The 20,148-nt window shown below is 72.8% G+C and carries 18 protein-coding genes, 1 other RNA gene and 1 pseudogene; 7 read left to right on the top strand and 13 right to left on the bottom strand.

Annotated elements, in window-relative coordinates; genetic code table 11:
• Positions 1-18: 18 nt before the first annotated feature.
• A complete protein-coding gene (locus tag ACGFI9_RS33905; protein WP_393184593.1) occupies positions 19-1,293 on the top strand; it encodes a M48 family metalloprotease in 1,275 nt (424 codons plus the stop codon).
• A 57-nt stretch (positions 1,294-1,350) separates the two neighbouring features.
• Positions 1,351-2,430 (top strand): DNA glycosylase AlkZ-like family protein, encoded by a 1,080-nt coding sequence (locus tag ACGFI9_RS33910; RefSeq protein WP_393184595.1) that lies wholly within the window; start codon positions 1,351-1,353, stop codon positions 2,428-2,430.
• Between the two features lie 39 nt (positions 2,431-2,469).
• Here the strand turns inward: ACGFI9_RS33910 and ACGFI9_RS33915 are convergent, their stop codons facing one another.
• Positions 2,470-3,522, bottom strand: a complete 1,053-nt coding sequence (locus ACGFI9_RS33915) for a cation diffusion facilitator family transporter (RefSeq protein WP_393184596.1) — start codon at positions 3,520-3,522, stop codon at positions 2,470-2,472.
• A gap of 284 nt (positions 3,523-3,806) precedes the next feature.
• On the opposite strand from ACGFI9_RS33915, the gene ACGFI9_RS33920 reads away from it, so the two are divergent.
• Together ACGFI9_RS33920 and ACGFI9_RS33925 are read left to right on the top strand one after the other, a co-directional pair.
• Positions 3,807-5,015: a low temperature requirement protein A gene (locus ACGFI9_RS33920; protein ID WP_393184598.1), complete on the top strand. Its 1,209-nt coding sequence runs from the start codon at positions 3,807-3,809 to the stop codon at positions 5,013-5,015.
• A gap of 236 nt (positions 5,016-5,251) precedes the next feature.
• Positions 5,252-5,716 carry a hypothetical protein gene (locus ACGFI9_RS33925; protein WP_393184600.1) on the top strand — a complete coding sequence of 155 codons (465 nt, stop codon included), beginning with the start codon at positions 5,252-5,254 and terminating at the stop codon, positions 5,714-5,716.
• A gap of 318 nt (positions 5,717-6,034) precedes the next feature.
• Here the strand turns inward: ACGFI9_RS33925 and ACGFI9_RS33930 are convergent, their stop codons facing one another.
• The 4 genes from ACGFI9_RS33930 to ACGFI9_RS33945 form a co-directional block, all read right to left on the bottom strand.
• Complete coding sequence (locus tag ACGFI9_RS33930; RefSeq protein ID WP_393184602.1) at positions 6,035-6,541, bottom strand: NUDIX domain-containing protein; 507 nt, start codon at positions 6,539-6,541, stop codon at positions 6,035-6,037.
• Positions 6,542-6,762: 221 nt separating this feature from the next.
• An RNA gene (gene rnpB / locus ACGFI9_RS33935) (RNase P RNA component class A) lies at positions 6,763-7,172 on the bottom strand.
• An 89-nt stretch (positions 7,173-7,261) separates the two neighbouring features.
• A complete protein-coding gene (locus tag ACGFI9_RS33940; RefSeq protein ID WP_393184604.1) occupies positions 7,262-8,701 on the bottom strand; it encodes a hypothetical protein in 1,440 nt (479 codons plus the stop codon).
• Entirely contained in the window at positions 8,698-9,207 is a 510-nt protein-coding gene (locus ACGFI9_RS33945) for a SigE family RNA polymerase sigma factor (protein ID WP_393184606.1), read from the bottom strand. Before ACGFI9_RS33945 ends, ACGFI9_RS33940 begins: the two co-directional genes overlap by 4 nt.
• A gap of 123 nt (positions 9,208-9,330) precedes the next feature.
• Between ACGFI9_RS33945 and ACGFI9_RS33950 the strand changes: the two genes are divergently transcribed.
• Positions 9,331-10,092, top strand: coding sequence for a sulfite exporter TauE/SafE family protein (locus tag ACGFI9_RS33950; protein WP_393184608.1), 762 nt, complete (start codon positions 9,331-9,333; stop codon positions 10,090-10,092).
• A 68-nt stretch (positions 10,093-10,160) separates the two neighbouring features.
• Here ACGFI9_RS33950 and ACGFI9_RS33955 read toward each other — a convergent pair whose 3' ends face one another.
• Entirely contained in the window at positions 10,161-11,393 is a 1,233-nt protein-coding gene (locus tag ACGFI9_RS33955; RefSeq protein WP_393184609.1) for an MFS transporter, read from the bottom strand.
• Positions 11,394-11,449: 56 nt separating this feature from the next.
• On the opposite strand from ACGFI9_RS33955, the gene ACGFI9_RS33960 reads away from it, so the two are divergent.
• The gene (locus tag ACGFI9_RS33960; RefSeq protein ID WP_393184611.1) at positions 11,450-11,917 is read left to right on the top strand and encodes a MarR family winged helix-turn-helix transcriptional regulator; all 468 of its coding nucleotides are present in this window, start codon (positions 11,450-11,452) and stop codon (positions 11,915-11,917) included.
• Between the two features lie 71 nt (positions 11,918-11,988).
• Here ACGFI9_RS33960 and mctP read toward each other — a convergent pair whose 3' ends face one another.
• The 7 genes and pseudogenes from mctP to ACGFI9_RS33995 all read right to left on the bottom strand — a co-directional run bounded on the left by mctP (position 11,989) and on the right by ACGFI9_RS33995 (position 18,857).
• Entirely contained in the window at positions 11,989-13,644 is a 1,656-nt protein-coding gene (gene mctP / locus ACGFI9_RS33965; protein ID WP_393184613.1) for a monocarboxylate uptake permease MctP, read from the bottom strand.
• Positions 13,641-13,883 carry a DUF3311 domain-containing protein gene (locus tag ACGFI9_RS33970; protein WP_262282281.1) on the bottom strand — a complete coding sequence of 81 codons (243 nt, stop codon included), beginning with the start codon at positions 13,881-13,883 and terminating at the stop codon, positions 13,641-13,643. The genes mctP and ACGFI9_RS33970 overlap by 4 nt, the downstream gene beginning before the upstream one ends.
• Positions 13,884-14,036: 153 nt before the next feature.
• Entirely contained in the window at positions 14,037-15,257 is a 1,221-nt protein-coding gene (locus ACGFI9_RS33975) for a bifunctional RNase H/acid phosphatase (protein ID WP_393184615.1), read from the bottom strand.
• Positions 15,258-15,262: 5 nt separating this feature from the next.
• Positions 15,263-16,000: a zinc ribbon domain-containing protein gene (locus ACGFI9_RS33980; RefSeq protein ID WP_393184617.1), complete on the bottom strand. Its 738-nt coding sequence runs from the start codon at positions 15,998-16,000 to the stop codon at positions 15,263-15,265.
• Positions 15,990-16,863 (bottom strand): annotated as a pseudogene (locus tag ACGFI9_RS33985) (Nif3-like dinuclear metal center hexameric protein). The gene ACGFI9_RS33980 and the pseudogene ACGFI9_RS33985 overlap by 11 nt, the downstream one beginning before the upstream one ends.
• 148 nt (positions 16,864-17,011) lie before the next feature.
• Entirely contained in the window at positions 17,012-17,593 is a 582-nt protein-coding gene (locus ACGFI9_RS33990) for a flavoprotein (protein WP_393184619.1), read from the bottom strand.
• A gap of 37 nt (positions 17,594-17,630) precedes the next feature.
• A complete protein-coding gene (locus ACGFI9_RS33995; protein ID WP_393184621.1) occupies positions 17,631-18,857 on the bottom strand; it encodes a helix-turn-helix domain-containing protein in 1,227 nt (408 codons plus the stop codon).
• Between the two features lie 245 nt (positions 18,858-19,102).
• On the opposite strand from ACGFI9_RS33995, the gene ACGFI9_RS34000 reads away from it, so the two are divergent.
• Positions 19,103-19,774 (top strand): bifunctional DNA primase/polymerase, encoded by a 672-nt coding sequence (locus tag ACGFI9_RS34000; RefSeq protein WP_393184623.1) that lies wholly within the window; start codon positions 19,103-19,105, stop codon positions 19,772-19,774.
• Positions 19,775-20,148 lie beyond the last annotated feature (374 nt).

The following is a 20,148-nucleotide window of genomic DNA, read 5'->3' on the forward strand; positions in this document are numbered from 1 at the left end:
CGGCCAGGATCGACGGTCATGATCACCACGAAGGCCGGCACGGGGGCCTGTCCGGAGTGCGGCGCGGCAACCGTGTCGATCCGCGAGGCGCTGCCCTGGTGCGCCGGTTGTGAATGGAACCTCGACGGCTACGACCGTGCCCGCCAGGCGCCCGAGTTCGGCTGGCCCCGGATCGACCGGTGGACCCACCGGCTGGCCACCCGGCTGACCCGCCAGCAGTACGCCGCGCTGGTCGGGCGACCGCTGGAGCCGGCCGGGCTCGGGCTGGCCGGGGCGGTGACCGTCGGCGTCTCGCTGCTGCTCCTGCTCGGGGTGGCAGCCGTGGCGGCGGCCGGCGTCTGGCTGCTGTTCGCGTACCCGTTCCCGAACTTCGCGATCGTGCTCGGGCTGGCGCTGATCGGACTGGCGGTGGCGCTGCGCCCCCGCTTCGGCCGGATCGACCCGGACCTGGAGCAGCTCACCCGGCAGGAGGCGCCCGAGCTGCACGCCCTGGTCGAGGAGGTGGCGACGGCGATCGGCGCGCCGGTGCCGCACGTCATCGGCGTGGACGCCGACCTCAACGCGTACGCGATGTCGGTGGGGCTGCGCCGGCGGCGGGTGCTCTGCCTCGGGCTGCCGCTGTGGGGCGCGCTGGACGGGCAGGCGCGGGTCGCGCTGCTCGGTCACGAACTGGGCCACTTCGTCAACGGCGACGTACGCCGAGGGCCGGTCACGCAGCCCGCGCTGACCATGCTCGGCAACGCCGCCGACCTGTTCCACCCGGCCGGCGGCACGGAGAGCGGCGGGTTACTCATGATGGTCGGCGAGTGGCTGGGCCGGATCCTGTCGTGGACGCTGTCCAAGCTGCTCTTCGCCGGCCACCTGGTGCTGGCCGCCACCGCGCAACGAGACAGCCAGCGGGCCGAGTACCTGGCCGACGAGATGGCCGCCCGGGTGGCCGGCACGGCCGCCGCCACCCGCCTGCTCGACGTGCTGCTCAGCGGGGAGTCGGTGGCCCTGGTGGTTCGCCAGGCGGCGCGCGGCGGGCAGGGGGCGGCGGCCTGGCGGACCGGGACGGCCCGCTCCCTGGCCGGGGCGGCGGAGCGGCTGCCCCTGGTACGCCAGCTCTCCGTCCGCGAGGACGCCTCGTTGTTCGCCAGCCACCCGCCGGCTGGTCTGCGCCACCGGATGCTCGGTGCGCGTACCTGGCAGGACCCCAGGGTGGTGCTCACCGACGCCCGCGTCGAGCGGATCGACGCCGAACTGGCCCGGCACTACCAGCGGGTGGGCCGCATCGTCGCCTGGTCCGCCTGACCGTCCCGGCCGGCCGGCCCCTCGGTGGTTGTCGGGTGCCGGCAGTAGCCTCCCCGCATGGCACCGCACCGGCTCGACCGCGCCACCGCCCGCCGCATCGCCGTCCGCGCCCAACTCCTCGACGCGCTGCGCCCCACCGACCTGCTGGCGGTGGTGGACCGGCTGACCTTCCTGCAGCTCGACCCGACCGCCGCTGTGGCGCCCAACGCGGACCTGGTCGCCTGGACCCGGCTCGGCGCCGGATACCGGCCGGAGCAGCTGACCCGGGCGCTGGAGGACGAGCGCGCCCTGTTCGAGCACCGGGCGATGGTGCGCCCGATGACCGACCTGGGGCTGCACCTGGCCGACATGGCGGCCTGGCCGGAGGACGCCCGCCGCCGCGACTGGCTGGCCGCCAACGACGCGTTCCGCCGGTACGTGCTCGACCTGCTGCGCGACTCCGGGCCGCTGCTCAGCCGGGACGTGCCGGACCGCAGCGTGGTGCCGTGGCCGTCCACCGGCTGGACCAACAACCGCAACGTCACCCAGATGCTGGAGTTCCTCGCCGCCCGCGGCGAGATCGCCATCGCCGGCCGGGTCGGGCGACAGCGGACCTGGGACCTGGCCGAGCGGGTCTACCCGCCCGGCACGCCGGTCGTCCCCGCCGAGGACGCCCGCCGGGCCCGCGACGAACGGATGCTCCGCTCGCTCGGCGTCGCCCGCCCCCTCGTCGTCGGCGCGGCCGGCGAGCCGGCGGAGATCGAGGGTACGTCCGGCCCCTGGCGGGTCGACCCGGCGGCGCTCGACGGTGCCCCGTTCGCCGGGCGTACCGCTCTGCTCTCCCCCTTCGACCGGCTGGTGCACGACCGCAAGCGGGCCCTGGAGCTCTTCGACTTCGAGTACCGCCTGGAGATGTACGTGCCGAAGGCGCAGCGACGCTGGGGCTACTTCGCCCTGCCGGTGCTGCACCACGACCGGCTGGTCGGCAAGGTGGACGCGACGGCCGACCGGAAGGCCAAGGCGCTCCGGGTGGACGCGATCCATGAGGACGTCCCGTTCACCCCGGAGGTCACCGCGGCAGTGCACGAGGAGTTGGCGGCGCTGGCGTCCTGGCTGGACCTCCCAGAGCTCCGCCTACCGTCCACCACTGCCGCCTGACCGACCGATCCCGGCCGGACCGGCGGCGGGTGCCGAAGATCAGCCGTCCGAGGTGGCCTGTCGGCGCCGGTGGGACAGGTCGGTGTGGTGGTGCCCACCGGGGTGGCTGTCCGGGTCGGTGTGCACGGTGGCGCTGGTCAGCCTCGGCACCGCGTGGGTGAGCTGGTGCTCGGCGTCGGCGGCGATCTCGTGCGCCGCGACCAGGCTGAGGTCGGCGGCCACCACGAGTTCGGCTTCGGCGTGCAGCCGGTGGCCGATCCAGCGGAGCCGCACCGCCGCCACGTCCTGGACGCCGTCGACGCCGCGCAGCGTGGTTTCGGCCTGGTCGACCAGGTCGGGGTCGACGGCGTCCATGAGCCGCCGGTAGACCTCCCGCGCGGCGTCCCTGAGGACGAACGTGATGGCGACCGCGATGACCAGGCCGACGACCGGGTCGGCCCAGCGCCAGCCGAGGGCGGCGCCCCCGGCGGCGGCGAGCACCGCGAGCGAGGTGTAGCCGTCGGTACGGGCGTGCAGGCCGTCGGCGACCAGGGCGGCGGAGCCGATGCGGCGGCCGACCCGGATGCGGTAGCGGGCGACCAGCTCGTTGCCGACGAAGCCGACGAGGCCGGCGGCGGCCACCCACGGCAGGTGGGTCACCTCGGCCGGGCGCAGGAGCCGGTCCACGGCGGTCCAGGCGGCGGCGACGGCGGACGCGGCGACGATCACGACGATGACGATGCCGGCGAGGTCCTCGGCCCGGCCGTAGCCGTAGGTGTAGGCACGGCTGGCGGCGCGGCGGCCCAGCAGGAAGGCGACCCCCAACGGTACGGCGGTCAACGCGTCGGCGACGTTGTGCAGGGTGTCCCCCAGCAGGGCGACCGAGCCGGACAGCGCCACGATGACCGCCTGGGCGAGCGCGGTGATCCCGAGGCCGACCAGCGAGATCCACAGCGCCCGCAGACCGTCCCGGGAGGACTCCAGCGCCGGGTCGACCTTCGCCCGCGAGTCGTGTGTGTGCGGCACGGCGGCGTGGCGCAGCCGATGCCACCGGGCGGCGAGCCGGCCGCCGTGGTGATGGCCGTGTCCGTGGTCGTGCTCGTGATCGTGCACCGCTCCCCCTTCACCCGGCCGGATGCGTTCCCGTGGCGACGCGACGATATGCGCCCGGACCCCGGCGCGACAACGCTGCAGATGCCAGTGACCTGCAACAACGCACTCCTGGCGGACCGTCGGGCCGGGCGCGCCACCCGCGGTCGCTTTCCCGGAACCGCGGCTCGATCCCGTGACCGCGTCCGATGCTGGTGCGGGAGGCAGGGTCGGACCAGCAGCCGGAGAGGGGTCCCGTGGCGGTGCACGGCACAGGGGTGTTGCGGGGTCCCACGACCCGTCGCCGGGTGACCAAGGCGGAACTGTTCTTCGACCTCATCTACATCCTCGCCATCACCCAGTTGACCCAGCTCCTGCTCAGTCACCTGACCCTGCTCGGCATGGTGCAGACCCTGCTGTTGCTGCTCCCGCTCTGGTGGGCGTGGCTCGACACCGCCTGGTTCACCAACTGGTTCGACCCGGACCGGTTGAGCGTGCGGCTGATGCTGTTCGGGATCATGCTGCTCAGCCTGATCGTGTCCGCGTCGCTGCCCGAGGCGTACGGCGACGGGGGCAGGTGGGTCGCCGGGGCGTACGCGGCGATCCAGGTGGGCCGAACGGCCTTCGGCGTCGTCGCCCTGAGCCGGCCGGCAGGCGTACGGGGCTGGCTGTCCGGGTCGGCACCCGAGTCGCCGGACGCGCGTCGGGCCCGACTCAGGCTGCGGCCGACCTTCCAGCGCCTGGTGGCCTGGGCAGCGATCTCCGGCACGCTCTGGGTGGCCGGCGGGCTGGTCCACGGTTCGGCCCGGGTCGCCCTCTGGGGCGCCGCCGTGGCCGCCACGTACCTCGGCGGCATCCTCGGCTTCTATTTCCCCGGGCTGGGGCGGTCCACCCCGGCGGACTGGCCGATCACCGGCTGGCACCTGGCCGAACGCGTCCAGCTGTTCATCCTCATCGCGCTGGGCGAGTCCCTGTTGCGCACCGGTACGGCGCTCGGCGCGGAGCCGAACGACACGGTCCACCTGCTCGCCCTGGTGAACGCGTTCCTCGGCAGCGTGGCGCTCTGGTGGATCTACTTCGACCGCGTCGCGGAGGCGGCCGGCAGGGTCATCGACGAGTCCCCCGACCCGGGCCGGCTCGGCCGGTCGGCGTACTCGTACCTGCACCTGCCGATGGTCGCCGGCATCATCGCCACCGCCGTCGGGGACGAGCTGACCATCGCCCACCCGACCGGCCACCCGACCGCGCCCTCGATCACCAACGTGCTGGCCGGACCGGCCCTCTTCCTGGCCGGCCACGTGCTGTTCCTCTGGGCGGTGCTCGGCGAGCTGTCCAGGCCCCGGCTGATCGCGATCGGCGCGCTGGTGGCCCTGACACCGATCGGCCTGATCGGGCCGCCACTGCTTCTCGCCGGCCTCGCCACCGTCGTGCTGGTCGCCCTGGCCGCCTGGGACGCCGTCCAGGCGCGGCGCGGAACGCCGGTGGGCCGAAAAAACAGCAGGCCAGCCACCAATTGACGGCGGCTGGCCTGGTGGGCGACGGACCACCGCATGGACGTGGCTCCACCGTTGCGGTAACGCCGCCTCAAGTTTGCTGCGAGCCATCTGCTGGGCGACGTTGACGAGCTGGGCCATGCGGTCAACCTAGGGAGGCACCGGCCAGACCGCTCACACCTAACAGGCCGGACCCGTGCGTACTCCAGCCGTAGATCGTGATCATGGATGCCGAGGCCGCTCGTCGGTACCCTGCCCGCGTGGCGGAGACCTGGGACGAACGACAGCTGATCGCAGACGGCTTCGAGCGTGTGTACGCCGAGTTGGAGTGGTACGACGGACCTCGCGCCGGCCTCGCCGACATCAACGGGAAGCCCCACTACTTCCAGGGCCTCGACTACGACCACACCGATGAAGCCGACGAGTACCGCGTCTGGCCCGCAAGCGCGGCTGCGGTGGAACTGGAGCGCGAGCAGTGGGCGATCTTCGCCAGGTGGAACGAGCGTTATGAGGCGGGGACGGAGGGGCCGGAGAGCCATCCTGGCCAGGGCGGGATCGACGCCCGTTACGACGAACTGGACCTGCTGCTGGCGCCGTACCGCCAGGTGCCGGACGACGCACGCCTGCTTGCGGGCGAGCTGCGGTTCGATGCCGGCGCCCACTACCGGGTCGACAGGCTCGGCTACTGGTTCCGGTGGCGTCCGAGCAGGCGAGGCCGCAGTTGAACATCAGCTAGGGGCCGCTAGTGAGCCTGCCGGCGATTGGGCTCCTGCCGGATTGCCTCGGTGAGATCCCGCCAGGTGCCGGCCGAGGTCTTCATCATTCGGTTGACCATCGCTCGGGCGGATGCTTCATCGGTGAAGTCGTACAAGACTTCCCGCCCGTCGTCACCGCCGCGGCGGCCACGTACCCACCAAAGCCGGCCGTCCGAGAGCAGCCAGATATTGCGCCGGCCGATGCGACCCCAAGCGCAGTTCCACCAGCGACCACGTACGCAGCAGCTCAGTCGAACGTACGTACCAACCGCCGGCTGCCGGCCTGTCTCACCACCTGCTTGACGAATCCGTCCCAGCGCATGCGCGACAGTCGGCCTTGGTTCCTCGGTCGTCCTGGTTACAGCCGGTGACATCTGCGTGCCTGCGGGCGCACTCAAACTCAGGCAGAGAACGAACCAGTGCCGCCAAGACGCCATGCACGAGGGGAAGGCCACCCAGCTCGCTGATCCCGACCCATGCGATGTCGTCATGCTCGTCAGGTGCACGGTTGGTCGGAGAGCCAACCCAGTCTCCGATTTGCCAGACGCCCACGTGAACGGCGTCCTCACCACTGCCGTCATGCAAGACGCCCAACCGTGAAGCGGACTCCGCCACAATGTGAACACCGAGCTCCTCGTGCATCTCACGCGCGAGGGCTTGTAGTTCCGACTCACCCGCTTCGACCTGCCCCCCGGGCAGATCCCAGACATCTGGGTATGCCCGTTTGGTCGGCCTGCGGTGTACTAGCAGGACCGCGCCGTTTTCGACGAGTGCGCCTGTGACGACGACATGCATGACGGGATCAGACCACAGGGATAGGACAAGCTCGCTCCAGCCAAAGGGGACGCCCAGACGTCCGCATCTCCCGCGATCCGATCACTACGGGGCGTGGCAACCCATCGCCGGCGGTCCGGCCATGCCGCGATGTGCGCCCCTGCGTCAAGCATGTCCCGTGACAGACACCTGAAGATAGGACCAGCTCAGAGCCTTGATCGTGGCTCTGAGCTGGTGGGCGACGGACGAGTCGACCTGTACGCCGGATTCTGTGACCGACGCGGCCCGTAGGCGCGTCGGCGGCGGCCATCCATCTCGGCCTACCGTCGCCGGCAGGCTCCAGCGGCCTACCCGCAGACATCGGGCGGGCAGCCCTCAAGCGTCTGCGCGGGTCGTCATCGTGCGGTGACGGCCCTTTCTTGGCCTTGCTCCGGGTGGGGTTTACCGAGCCATCCCGGTCACCCGGGATGCTGGTGGGCTCTTACCCCACCGTTTCACCCTTACCGTCCCGTTTAGGGCCGGCGGTCTGTTTTCTGTGGCACTGTCCCGCGGGTCACCCCGGGTTGCCGTTAGCAACCACCCTGCCCTGTGGAGTCCGGACGTTCCTCGGCGACGGGCCGCAGCCCGTCGACGCGACCGCCCGGTCGACTCGTCCGTCGCGCACTCATCCTAACGACGGGCCCGCCCCGCCCATTTCCGACCCGGGAACGGGGGCACGCCGCCCCCGTTCCCGGACATCCGTCACCAGTTCGACACGATCGGCTCGTTGAAGATCCGCTCTCCGGTGGCCGGTTCCTGCAGCGTGCCGGAGGAGCGCACCACGCCCTCCCCGTCGAGCCCGCGCAGGATGACCGGGCTCCCGACGCGCAGGGTGAGCAGTGCGCTCCCGCCGATCACCGGCGCGCTCACCAGAACCGTCCCGGCGGCCACCGCCTCGATGCGGGTCACACCCCTGCCGGGCACCACCAGCAACTTGTCGGTGAGCACCGCACGGTCGCCGTCGCGGCCCGGCCGCCGGACCGCCAGCAGGTCGTGCGCCACGGCGTAGCCGGTGGCCACCAGCGGCGGCCGCAGCGGGCCAGCGGGCGGCGCGGGGTCGGCCGGGGCCGGGTCCCGGGCCGTGGCGAGGGCCAGCAGCGGATCGCTCCCGGTGTCGCCCAACTGAAGCAGGGTCGGCCCCTTCCCCGGTGCGGCGAGCAGCACCGCCTCGCCCTCCGCGGTGCTGAGCCGGCCGGACCACCGGATCACCGGCTGCGCCGCGTCGACCAGGCCGGACTGGCGGGCGAGCGCCGCATACATCCGCCCGGCCTGCCGGGCCACCGTGGGGTTGGGCGGTTCGGCGCCCGGCGCCCACCGGCCGTCGTCCGGATACGTTCCGTCGGGGCCGTCCGGATCGGCGAACCAGATCGGCCCCGCCTGCCGGACCTGTCCGTCGCACTCGACCCGCCACCAGCCGTCGGCCGACGCCTCGTCGACCAGGACGTAGCCGTCGGTGGGGACGGCCTGCCACTGCCGTCGCAGCCCGAGATCGCCGGGGTACGCGGGCCGGCCCAGGGAGACGCGGCAGCCGGCCGGGGCCAGCCCGAGCAGCCACTGCTTCTGCGCACCGGGCGTCCCCGAGACGGCGGTGAGGAGGCTGAACGGGTCGACCCGCCCGTTGCTCAGCCCGTCGCCCCGCAGCAGCCGGGCCGGTGACGCGCCGACCGGGCCCTCCCGGGTCACCAGGGCCGCCGCCGTCGCCGAGTGGTAGGCCAGCACCACCTGCCGGAACCCGGCGGACTCGTCGGCGTAGAGCACCTTCACCGTGGGCAGGTCCGCGGCCATCCGCACCTCGGCCCGCTGCTGGTCGAAGAGGCGCCGCACCTCGGCGACGAAGGCCGCGTCCCCGGCCAGGCTCCCCCGGGTCGGTGAGTCGATCAGACGCCAACTCCACGGTGAGTCGATCGGGTGGCCGTGCCCGATCCGGGAGTCGTCCACCACCGGCCGCAGGCCCGCCCCGGTGAGCGCCGCCGGACCACCCAGCGCCGCCACCAGGATCGCGGCCACCGCCGCCCCGAGGCCCGCGAACCGGCGCCGCCGGCGCCGCCGCGCGTGGCGCATCAGTCGCTCGTACGGATCGGGGTCCGGCACCACCGTGTCGGCGATCCGGGCCAGCCCTGCCCGCAGTTCGTCCACGCTCATGCCCGCTCCCCCAGCAACCCGCCGGCCACCCGCGGCCGCGATCCGGCCAGCACCTCCCGCAGCCGGGCCAGCCCGCGGGCCGCCTGGCTCTTCACCGTCCCGACGGAACAGCCCATCGCCGCCGCCACCTCCGCCTCCGGCAGGTCCTCCCAGTAGCGCAGCACCAGCACCGTGCGCATCCGGGCCGGCAGGCGGTCCAGCGCGGCGAGCAACTCGTCCCGCACGACCACGCCGTCGGTGCTGTCGGGGCCGGCCCGATCCGGGACCGTCGAGGTGAGCAGTTCCCGCAGCCCGACGCGGCGCCAGCGGCTGGTCCGCTCGTTCACCATCGCCCGGCGCACGTACGCCATCGGCTCGTCGACCCGCCGCCAGTGCCGCATCACCTTGAGCAGTGCCTCGTGCACCAGGTCCTGGGCGGCGTCGCGGCTGCCCGTCAACAGGTACGCGGTGCGCAGCAGGTCGGCGTAGCGGACCTCGACGAACTCGCGGAACTCCGGGTCATCCACCGGTCGGCCCCCTGTCGTGACGATGCACGGCTCGCTCCCTTCGTCAGGCCCGGTCGATGGGAACGACGCGGCAGGGTAGCGAAAAGTTGAGTTCCGGCCGGGTCGTACTAGCCTCTGGGGATCATGAACCTCTCCGACGCCGCGCTCCTGCTCGCCGCCGGTCTCGCCGCGGGCACGGTGAACGCGGTGGCCGGGGGCGGATCCCTCATCACCTTCCCGGCGCTGATCGCCACCGGCCTGCCCCCGGTCCCGGCGAACGTCACCAACTCGGTGTCGGTCTTCCCCGGCTACGTGGCCAGTGTGGCGGGCAGCCGGACGGACCTGCCGCCGGTCCGGCGGGTGGCGTCGCTGGTGCCGACCACGATCGTGGGCACGCTGATCGGCTGCGTGCTGCTGCTGGCCACCCCGGCGCGGGCGTTCGAGCTGGTGGTGCCGTTCCTGGTGCTGGGCGCGACCGCCGTGCTGGCGTTCCAGGATCCGCTGCGTCGGCTGGTCGGCCATCCGGCCGACCTCAGCCCGCGCCGCCGTACCGTCACCGTGCAGGCCATGGTCGGGCTCGGCGCGGTGTACGGCGGTTACTTCGGCGCGGCGCTCGGGGTGATGCTGGTGGCCGGGCTGGCCCTGGTGCTGGACACCACCCTGGCCCGGGTGAGCGCCATCAAGAACCTGCTCTCGGCGCTGGTGGGGCTGACCACCCTGGTGGTGTTCGCGCTCTTCGGCCCGGTGGACTGGGCGGCGGTCGCGGTGGTCGCGCCGGCCACCCTGGTCGGCGGGTACGCGGGCGCCCGGCTGGTCCGCCGGCTCCCGCCGGTGGTGCTGAAGACCCTCATCGTGGTGTTCGGCACCACCATCGGCCTCTACCTGCTCTGGCGCGCCCTGCGCTGACCTTCCCCGGACAGCGGACCGCCCGGCGCATTGCCGCGCCGGGCGGTCCGCCCACCAGGAGGGGAAGGTCAGTACGCCTCGCCGACCGGCTCCTCCGGGGCGTGCTCGTTGCGCCGGGCGGCCGAGTTCCACCGGGACCAGAGCACCCGCTCGCCGTAGCCGGCGGCCATCACGTGCGCGAAGGCGAGGTAGACCAGCACACCGACGGCGAGCACCCCGAAGCCGACCCAGAACGGCAGGGCCAGCCCGTGCTCGGCGAGCTTGCCGGAGATGATCGGGGCGGGCGCGGCGGCACCCCAGCGGACCAGGTTGAACGCGCCGGTGGCGACGCGGCGGTCGCTGGAGCCGAGGCCGAGCGCCAGGTCGGTGAGGTTGGCGTTGGCCAGGCCCATGAACAGGCCGGCGAGCACCAGCACCACCAGCGACATGGCGGTCCCGGTGGAGGTGGCGAAGAGGACCATGCAGACCAGCAGGCCGGCGATGGCGACGCCGACGGTCTGCACCGCGCCGATCCGGTGGGCCAGCCGGTGGCCGATCACCAGGATGCCGGCGGCCAGGCCGAGGCCCCAGCCGGTGAACGCCAGCCCCAGCGGGATGACGTCGAGGTGCAGGTACAGCGGCGTGTAGCCGAGCACCACGAAGAACACGAAGTTGTAGGCGGCGGTGACCACGCAGAGGGTGATGAACGCCGGCTTGCGGTAGGTGGAGAAGATCTGGCCGACGCGTACGGGGGCCTGCTTGCGGGCCGGCTCGCGGAGCTTGCGCGAGGCGACGGCGAGGGCCAGGACCATGAAGACGCCGCAGACGAAGAAGGGCAGTCGCCAGCTCACCTCGCCGAGCAGGCCGCCGATCAGCGGGCCGACGGCGAACCCGAGGCCGAGCGCGGTCTCGAAGAGGCCGACCACCCATTCCCGGTCGTTGGCGAGGTTGACCAGCACCACCATGGCGGTGGCGAAGAACATCGCGTTGCCCAGCCCCCAGACGCCGCGCAGCACGGAGAGCTGCACGATGTCGTTGCTGAACGACGCGAGGATCGCGGCCAGGCCGACCACCGAGACGCCGGTGATCAGCACGGGTTTGAAACCGAACTTCCCGCTGGCCAGGGTCGCCGGGATCATGCCGACCGCCATCACCGCGATGTACGCGGTGAAGAGCAGCTCGACCTGCCAGGCGGTGACTCCGATCGCCTCGCCGATGGCCGGCAGGATCGGGTCCACCACGGCGATGCCGGCGATGGCGAGGAAGGCCACCAGCGTGGTGGCGTAGATGGCACTGCGGTTGGGCTCGGAACGCCGATCCACTCCGCAACCTCCCAGATAGCTGTATCGTACAGGTAAATCGGTTGTATCATACAGCTATGAGGGACGACGCCAACACGGAAGACGTCACACTCGGCCGGATCGAGACCGAGGTCGCGCTGCTCCTCCGGCTGGGCGAGGCCACCCGCCGGGCCAGCGGCACGGCCGAGCACCGGGTGCTGGACCGGGCCGCGTACGTGATCCTGCGGCACCTGGACAAGGCCGGCCCGCAGAACGTCTCGGCCCTGGCCGCCCGGCTGAACCTGGACGGCTCCACGGTCACCCGGCAGGTCTCCGCGATGCAGCGGGACGGGCTGATCGCGCGTACTCCCGACCCGGCCGACGGGCGCGGGACGGTGATCTCGCCGACCCCCGCCGGCCTCCAGCGGATGGCGGCGGTCCAGGCCGCCCGCACGCGCCTCTACGGCGACATCCTCGGCGCCTGGTCCCCCGACGACCGGGAGACCCTCGCCGACCTGCTGCACCGGCTCAACGAGGCCCTGGACGCACGGAACCGGCGCCGCTGACCCGCGGCGCGGGCGTTAGGAAGGGCCCCCTGTACAACGCAAGGCGTTAACAGGGGGCCCTTCCTTACCACTCAGGCGACGGGCTCCCGGGCGGAGTCCGCGTCGCGGTCGGGGCCGGGGGTGACCCGCGGGTCGCCCTCGTCGGCGAAGTAGTCGTCCGGGGTGGTCCCGTCCACCCCGTCGGCCACCTTCGCCGCCCGCAGCACCAGGGTGAGCAGCGCGGCCACCGCGAGGTTGACCAGCACGGCCACGATCCCCACGTAGATCGTCTTCTTGGTGTCGAAGCCGAACTCGGAGAGCGGGAAGGCCGATCCGGCGAAGTGCTTCTTGCCGGTGGCCGGGTTCGCGACCTGGTAGAGCATCCACATGCCCAGGCCCATGCCGGCCACCCAGCCCGCGATCAGCGCGCCCCGGTGGAACCAGCGGGTGTAGAGGCCCAGCGCCACCGCCGGCAGCGTCTGGAGGATGATCACGCCGCCGATGAGCTGCAGGTCGATGGAGAACTGCGGGTCGAGGAAGACGATGCAGGCCACCGCGCCGATCTTCACGACCAGCGAGGTGATCTTCGAGACGTTCGCCTCCTGCGCCGGGGTGGCGTCCCGCTTCAGGTACTCCTTGTAGATGTTGCGGGTGAACAGGTTCGCCGCCGCGATCGACATGATCGCCGCCGGCACCAGCGCGCCGATGCCGATGGCCGCGTACGCCACGCCCGCGAACCAGTCCGGGAACTGCTTGTCGAACAGCAGCGGCACCACCGTGTTGCCGTCGACGCTGCCGGCCTTGGCGCCCGGCAGCGGCTTCACGCCCGCCGCGATGGCCATGTAGCCGAGCAGCGCGATCAGGCCGAGCAGCAGGCTGTACGCCGGCAGCGCGGACATGTTCCGCTTGATCACGTCCCGGTTCCGACTGGCCAGCACGCCGGTGATGCTGTGCGGGTAGAGGAAGAGCGCCAGCGCCGAGCCGAACGCCAGGGTGACGTACTGGAGCTGGTTGTTGGCGTTGAGCAGGATCCCGTCGCCAGGTGCCGGACTCGCCTTGAACTTCGCGTCTGCCGCGTCGAAGATGTGGCCCCACCCGCCGAGCTTGTACGGCAGGTAGAGGACCGCCACCAGGATCACGATGTAGATCAGCGAGTCCTTGACGAACGCGATCAGCGCCGGCGCGCGCAGCCCGGACTGGTACGTGTAGGCCGCGAGGATGGCGAACGCGATGATGATCGGCAGGTGCCGGGCGAGCGCGCTCTCCCCGGTGACGCCCATCGTCTTGAGCACCGCCTCGATGCCGACCAGTTGCAACGCGATGTACGGCATCGTCGCCACGATGCCGGTGATCGCCACCAGCAGCGCCAGGATCGGCGAGTCGAACCGGTTGCGCACGAAGTCGGCCGGGGTGACGAAGCCGTGCCGGTGCGACACCGACCAGAGCCGGCAGAGCACCAGGAACACCATCGGGTAGATGACGATCGTGTACGGCACGGCGAAGAAGCCGGCCGCGCCGGCCCCGAAGATCAGCGCCGGCACCGCCACGAACGTGTACGCCGTGTAGAGGTCACCGCCGACCAGGAACCAGGTGATCCAGCCGCCGAAGCTGCGGCCGCCCAGCCCCCACTCGTCCAGGTGCGCCATGTCGCGCGGCGCCCGCCACCGGGCCGCCACGAAACCCATCGCGCTGACCAGCAGGAAGAGGACGGTGAAGACGATGATCTCAGTGAGGTGGGCCCGCATCACCGGTCACCCCGCTTCTTGGTCATCTGGTAGACCAGCGTGGTGGTGGCCACGCCGAGGATGATCCAGGCCAGTTGCAGCCAGTAGAAACGCGGGAACCCGAACAGCCGGGGTGAGTCGGCGTTGAAGAAGGCCGGGATCAGCGGCACCACGATCGGTATGAAGAGCAACCAGTTCCAGGGGCTGTGGTCCTTCGCCCTGGATCGCGCCGTTGTCGGCGCCTCCGGTTCTGGTGCAGCCATGTGACACACCTCCGGGAAGTCGTAACTTGCCTTGTGACGGCCGGAGGCTACGGCCCTGTGAACGGGGTCACGTTCGGTCGGACGACGCCGTTGCGCCGAGCGGCGGCCCGCGTGCGCCGAACGGCGATCACCGGGGGTTGGGCGGCAGGAAAATCAGAGGTCGGCGAGGTGCGCGGTGTCGTTCACCGAGCGGACGGCGACGCCGCCGTCGGGATAGAGGTCCAGCACCGAAACGCCCGCGGTGTCCAGGTAGAGGCGGTGCAGGAAGGCGTCGCCGGCCGCCAGCGCGTCGCGCAGCACCAGCTTGATCGGCGAGACGTGGGAGACCACCACGACGGTCTCCCCCGGGTACGCCGTACGCAGCCGCTCGACCGCCCGGCTGGTCCGCTCGGCGACCGCGGTGAACGATTCGCCCTGCGGCGGGGCGACCCGGGTGGAGGCGAGCCAGGCGTCCAGCTCGCCGGCCCAGCCCTCGCGTACCTCGGCGAAGGTGCGCCCCTCCCAGACCCCGAAGTCGCACTCGATCAGGTCGTCGTCGGGGCGTACCGGAGGGTTGCCGACCAGCGCGGCGATCGCCTCGGCGGTCGCCGTGCACCGGGACAGCGGCGAACTGACCACGGCCGCGACCGACGGCGCCAGGGCGGCCACCCGGGCGGCGGTGGCCCGGGCCTGCGCCCGGCCCCGGTCGGTGAGCGGGACGTCCCCGCGGCCCGAGTAGCGCTTCTGCACGGTCCGCTCGGTCTCGCCGTGCCGGACCAGGATCAGCCGGGTGGCCTCCTCCGTGGGGCGCGGCTCCCAGGAGGCGGGCGTGGTGGCCGGGTCGGTGCCGGTGGCCCGGTCGGTGGCGGCCCGGGCGGCCACCTCGCGGGCGGCGGCGCGGGCGGCCGAGTCCGGAGCGGCCACCTCGCGCGGCGGCTCCACGATCCGCGGCGACTCCACGGCCGGCCGGGCCGGGGCCTTGCCGGCGGCGACGTCCATCGCTGCGTTGGCCAGGGCGTCCGCGTGCTTGTTGCGCTCCCGGGGCACCCAGCTGAACCGTACGCTGTCGAACCGGCCGACCAGGCCGGCCGCCTGCGCGGCGAGCGGGCGCAGCCCCGGGTGCTTGATCTGCCAGCGGCCGCACATCTGCTCGACCACCAGCTTGGAGTCCATCCGCGCCTCGACCTCGACCGCGCCCAGCTCGGCGGCGGCCTCCAGCCCGGCGATCAGGCCGCGGTACTCGGCGACGTTGTTGGTGGTGGTGCCGATCGCCGCGGAGCGCTCGGCCAGCACCTCGCCGGTCTCCGGGTCCCGGACCACCGCGCCGTAGCCGGCCGGCCCCGGGTTGCCCCGGGACCCGCCGTCGGCCTCCACGACGACCGCCCGCACCGCCACGACGACTACAGCCCCGACTCGCTGGTCCGGACCATGATCCGCCGGCACTCCTCGCAGCGGACCACGTCGTCCGGGGCGGCCTTGCGGATCCGGGCCAGGTCGGCGCCGGAGAGCTCCAGCCGGCAGCCGCCGCAGCGGGCGCCGGTGAGCAGCGCGGCGCCGAGCCCGGTGTCCTCGCGGATCCGGTCGTAGAGGGCGACCAGGTCGGCCGGGAGGTCGCCGGCGAGCGGCTGCCGGGCGCTGCGCTTGAACTCCTCCTCCTTGGCGATCTCGGCCAGGCTCTCCGCGCGGCGCTGCTCGGCGGCCTCCCGCCGGTCCCGGGCCTCGGCGATCCGCCGCTCGACGCCGTCGAGGACGCCCTGGGCGGTCTCCCGCTGCTCCATCAGCTCCAGCTCGGCGTCCTCCAGGTCGCCCTGCCGGCGGTTCAGCGAGACCAGCTCGTGCTGGAGCGCCTCCAGCTCCCGGGCCGGGCCGCTGCCCGAGGCCAGCCGGGCCTCGTCCTTGCTCTTACGGGCGCGCACCTGGTCGATGTCCTTCTCCAGCCGGGCGATGTCCCGGTCCAGGTCGTCGACGGCGACCTGGGCGCGGACCCGCTCGTCCTCGAGCGCGGAGAGCTCCCGCGCGAGGGCCTCCAGCTCGGCCAGCTCCGGCAGCGTCCGGCGGCGGTGGGCGAGCTGGGCGAGGGCGGTGTCGATCGCCTGCAGGTCGAGCAGGCGGCGCTGCACCTTCGGGTCAGCCTTCACGGTCGGGACTCCTTGTCGTCCGGTCGGGGCGCGGCGGCGTGCACGGTCCACGGGTCGGTGTCCAGGTCGGACACCACGGTCTCGACGCCCAGCTCGTCCCGGAGGTGGGCGGCCAGGTCGTCCAGCCAGGGTCGTTCGGTCGCCCAGTGGGCGACGTCCAGCAGGGCCGGGCCACCGGCGGCGAGGTGCTCACCGGCGGGGTGGTGGCGCAGGTCGGCGGTGAGGAAGGCGTCCACCCCGGCGGCGGTGGCCTCGGCGAGGAAGCTGTCCCCCGACCCGCCGCTGACGGCGAGGGTACGAACCATACGCCCGGGATCGCCGGCGGCGCGAACCCCCCAGACCGTGTAGGGGAGCACGAGCGCCGCGTGCCGGGTCAACTCGCCGAGGGTCATCGGGGTGGACAGCTCGCCGATCCGGCCGATCCCGCGCCCCGGACCGTCGGCCGGCGAACCGGGACGCGGGCGGTGCAACGGGCGCAGCCCGGTCAGCCCGAACCGGGCGGCGAGGGCGTCCGAGACGCCGGGGTCGGCCACGTCGGCGTTGGTGTGCGCCACGTACAGGGCCACGTCCGCCTTGATCAACCGGTGGACGATCCGCCCCTTGTACGTGGTGGCGGCGACCGAGGAGACGCCGCGCAGCAGCAGCGGGTGGTGCGCGACGATCATGTCGGCCCCGGCGGCGAGCGCCTCGTCCACCGTCTCCGGGACCACGTCGACCACGCAGGCGACCCGGCGGACCGGGGTGGTGGGCTCGCCGAGCACCAGGCCGACCCGGTCCCACTCCTCGGCCCAGGCGGGCGGGTAGCGGCCGTCCAGCGCGGCCACCACGTCGGCGACGGTGGGCGGGGATCCGGTTGTGCTCACGGGCGGCCAGCTTACCGGCGTCCGGGCCCGGCAGGGCGTCGGATGGAAGCTCCGGTGGGCGGTTCGTGGTGGCATGTCCGGCCGCGCCGGCCGACGCACGGCGGAACGGGCCGGCGGGAGCTGCCCCGTCGGCCCGTTCCGGTCCGGCTCAGCCGACCGGGGCGACCGGACGCCGCGTGCCGCGCAGCGCCGCGAGGCCGACCGCCCACGGGAAGTCGTCCACGTGTCCCTCACCGGTGCCCGGCGGGTGCAGCGGTACGACGTGGTCGCCGAAGAGCACCTGTACGCCCCACTCGCGCAGCCGGGCCAGGCCGGCGAGGAACGCCGGGTGCGCGGCCATCGCGGCGTTGGTGTACGGGACGGCGACGATCGGCACCCCGAGCCCCTGCGCCTCCACCAGCAGCCCGAGGGCGAGCGTGTCGGTGATGCCGGCCGCCCACTTGTTGACCGTGTTGACCGTCGCGGGGCAGACCAGCATCGCGTCCGCCGGGGGCAGGACGTCCAGGTCGCCGGGATTCTTGTAGTGGGTGCGGACCGGGTGACCGGTCTGCCGGGCCAGCGTGGCCCGGTCCACGAACTTCGCGCCGTCCGGCGTGGTCACCACACAGACGTCCCAGCCGTCCCGCTTGGCGAGGTCGACCAGCTGGCCGACGTTCCGGGCCATCGGCGAGCCGCAGGTGATGACGTAGAGCACCGGACGGTGCCCGTTGGCGGTGTGCGGACCGCTCATCCGATCGGATCCCCGCGGCGCCCGATGATTCGCTCGCTCATACTCCAACTCCCATGTGCTCAGCCAACTCCGCGATGGGCGGAGGTGGCGCACCCCGTGTGCGACGCAGCACGTCCGACATCACCTCGTGGGCGATCGGGCGGCAGCGGATCTCGGACGGCGCGAGCCGGTCCCCGCGCAGCAGCATCTCGCCGGCGTTGGCGACGTCGCCGATCTGGGCGTACCCACGGGCCAGGTCGAGCAGGTGGTGCGCGCGGCGCTCGGGCAGCAGGGCGTTGAAGGCCGGTTCGGCGAGCCGGTGGTGGGTCTCCACCGCCCGGCCGCCGTCGCCCAGCTCGACCGCGGCGGCGGCCCGGTGCAGCTCCAGGTTGGTCGGGCCGAACGAGGTCCAGTAGTGGTTCTGGTCGCCGCCGAGCAGGGTGGCCGCCTCGTGGGCGCCGGTGAGCAGGTCGTCGACGGTGGCGGAGTCGCCGATCCGGGCGGCGGCCATCGCGCCCTGGAGGAGCAGCATGCCGTAGACGGAGAGGCGTTCCGGGGTGACGTCGTTGCCGCCGCCGGGGGCGAGCCGGTTGGCGATCCGGACGTTGAGTTCGAGCGCCGGGCGGGGGCGGCCCATGGCGACGAGGGCGTTGCAGACGCGGGTGGTGGCGATGCCGGCGAGGAGGGGGTCATCGGCCCGCTGGGCGACCGCCATCGAGCGGTCGGCGGCCAGCCAGGCGAGGTCGCACTCGCCGAGCTTGCGGAGGACGGAGGAGGCGATCTGGTAGACCTGCCCGAGCAGGTGGGCCGCCTCCCGGGCCTGGTCGCCGCCGTGGCCGGCGTCGGCGGCCTGGGCGTCGCGCAGCAACTTGGGCAGGGCCCGGGTGAGCATGCCGTAGCGGCCGTACTGGTAGGTGAGCCAGGCGTGGTTGACCGCCTTGCGCATGTCGGCCAGCGGCGGGGGGTAGGGCGCCGCGTCGAAGTACGCGCTCATCGAGTCGTACCGCTCCAGCGCGGCCCGGATCTCCTCGACCTCGACCTGGTCGATGCAGTTGAGGGCGTCGGAACGCCGCTCCGGGTCCTTGCCGAGCAGGAGTTGGACGTCGACCTGGAGGATGTCGGCGATCTCGTAGAGGACGGAGAACTTGTCCAGCCGCCGGACGCCGCGCTCGACCTTGTCCACCCAGCTCTTGGACTTCCCGAGCCGGTCGGCGAAGACCTGTTGGGACATCTTGCGACGGCTGCGCCAGTATGCCACTCGACGGCCTATGGGCAACTCATCCATCTCCCCATCCCTCCCCCTGCCCGCGTCCGGCTTGATCTCCCCCGGTCGACGATCGCAACGGTCCGTCGGTATTCAGATTTTCCCTGGTCGCACAGTCTGTGCGTCAGCCGTACGGCCAGTCCTCGTAGTTTCCGTGCAAGTTGCACCAGCCGTTCGTCAGCTCAACGACTGTGTGTTACAGCAGTGACGGGGTTCGACGTGTTACATCGGAGCGTCCAACCAGGACAAAGAGGGGATGGCACACCATGTGGGGGAATGTCGGACCGCGCGTGGCCCACCTGTCGCCCCTGGAACGCGTCCGGCTCCGCCGGGTCGCCGTCCGCTACGCGCTGCACGGCTGGGAGGTGACCCCGGGGGCGTGCCTGGCGAACAGCCGCTTCGTGTGCGGCCGGGCCGGCTGTCCCACCATCGGCTGCCACCCCGCGCTGGAGAACTGGGAGCACGCGGCGAGCGCCGACCCGGCCCGGGTGGCCACCTGGTGGCGCGAACGGCCGCACGGGGTGCTGCTGCCCACCGGGCGCTCGTTCGACGTGCTGGAGGTCGCCGCCGACCTCGGCCGGCGCGCGCTGGACGCGGTCGCCACCCACCCGGCCGGGATCGGCGTACGCGGGCCGGTCGTGGTCACCCCGACCGGTCGCTGGATGTTCCTGGTCCGCCCGGGCGACCCGCTCCGCCCGGAGCTGGAGCACTGTTTCCAGGTGGTCCGGCACGGCCCCGGCTCGTGGATCCCGGCACCGCCGACCCGGCTGCCCGAGGGCACGGTCCGCTGGGCGGTCGCCCCGGAGCAGGCCCGCTGGCAGCTCCCCGACTCGTACCTGCTGCAGAACGCGCTGATCGCGGCGTTACAGGCGGCCGGGATCAGGCTCACCTCCGACCTGCTGCCCGGCCACCTCCCGCTCCCCCGGCGCGGCCGGTGAGCGACGGCTCCCCGACAACGTCCTCCCCGGCGCCGCCCTCGTTGAACGAGGTGACGACGCACACGCCAGAGCGGGGGTTGACCATGTCCTGGGACGACGCGGCCCGCCACACCGGCGGCACCGAGCCTTCACGCCACCACCGCCGTCCGCACCGCTGGGGCGGCACCCGGCCCCGGGGCGCGCGGCCCGGCCGCCCCCGCCCCACCGGCTCCCGCCCCGCCACCCAATACCGCCCCCTCCGCTGACCCTTCCTCCACCCTGCCGGCGCGACGGCGCCAGCATCTTGTCGATCATGAAGTTATCGCCCTTCGGACCGGCGTGTCCGGGCGACAACTTCATGATCAACAGGGTGGAGTGCGAGGCCGGGGGGACCG

Origin of the sequence: Micromonospora sp. NPDC048930, assembly GCF_043197935.1 — a bacterium.
Lineage (GTDB): Bacteria > Actinomycetota > Actinomycetes > Mycobacteriales > Micromonosporaceae > Micromonospora.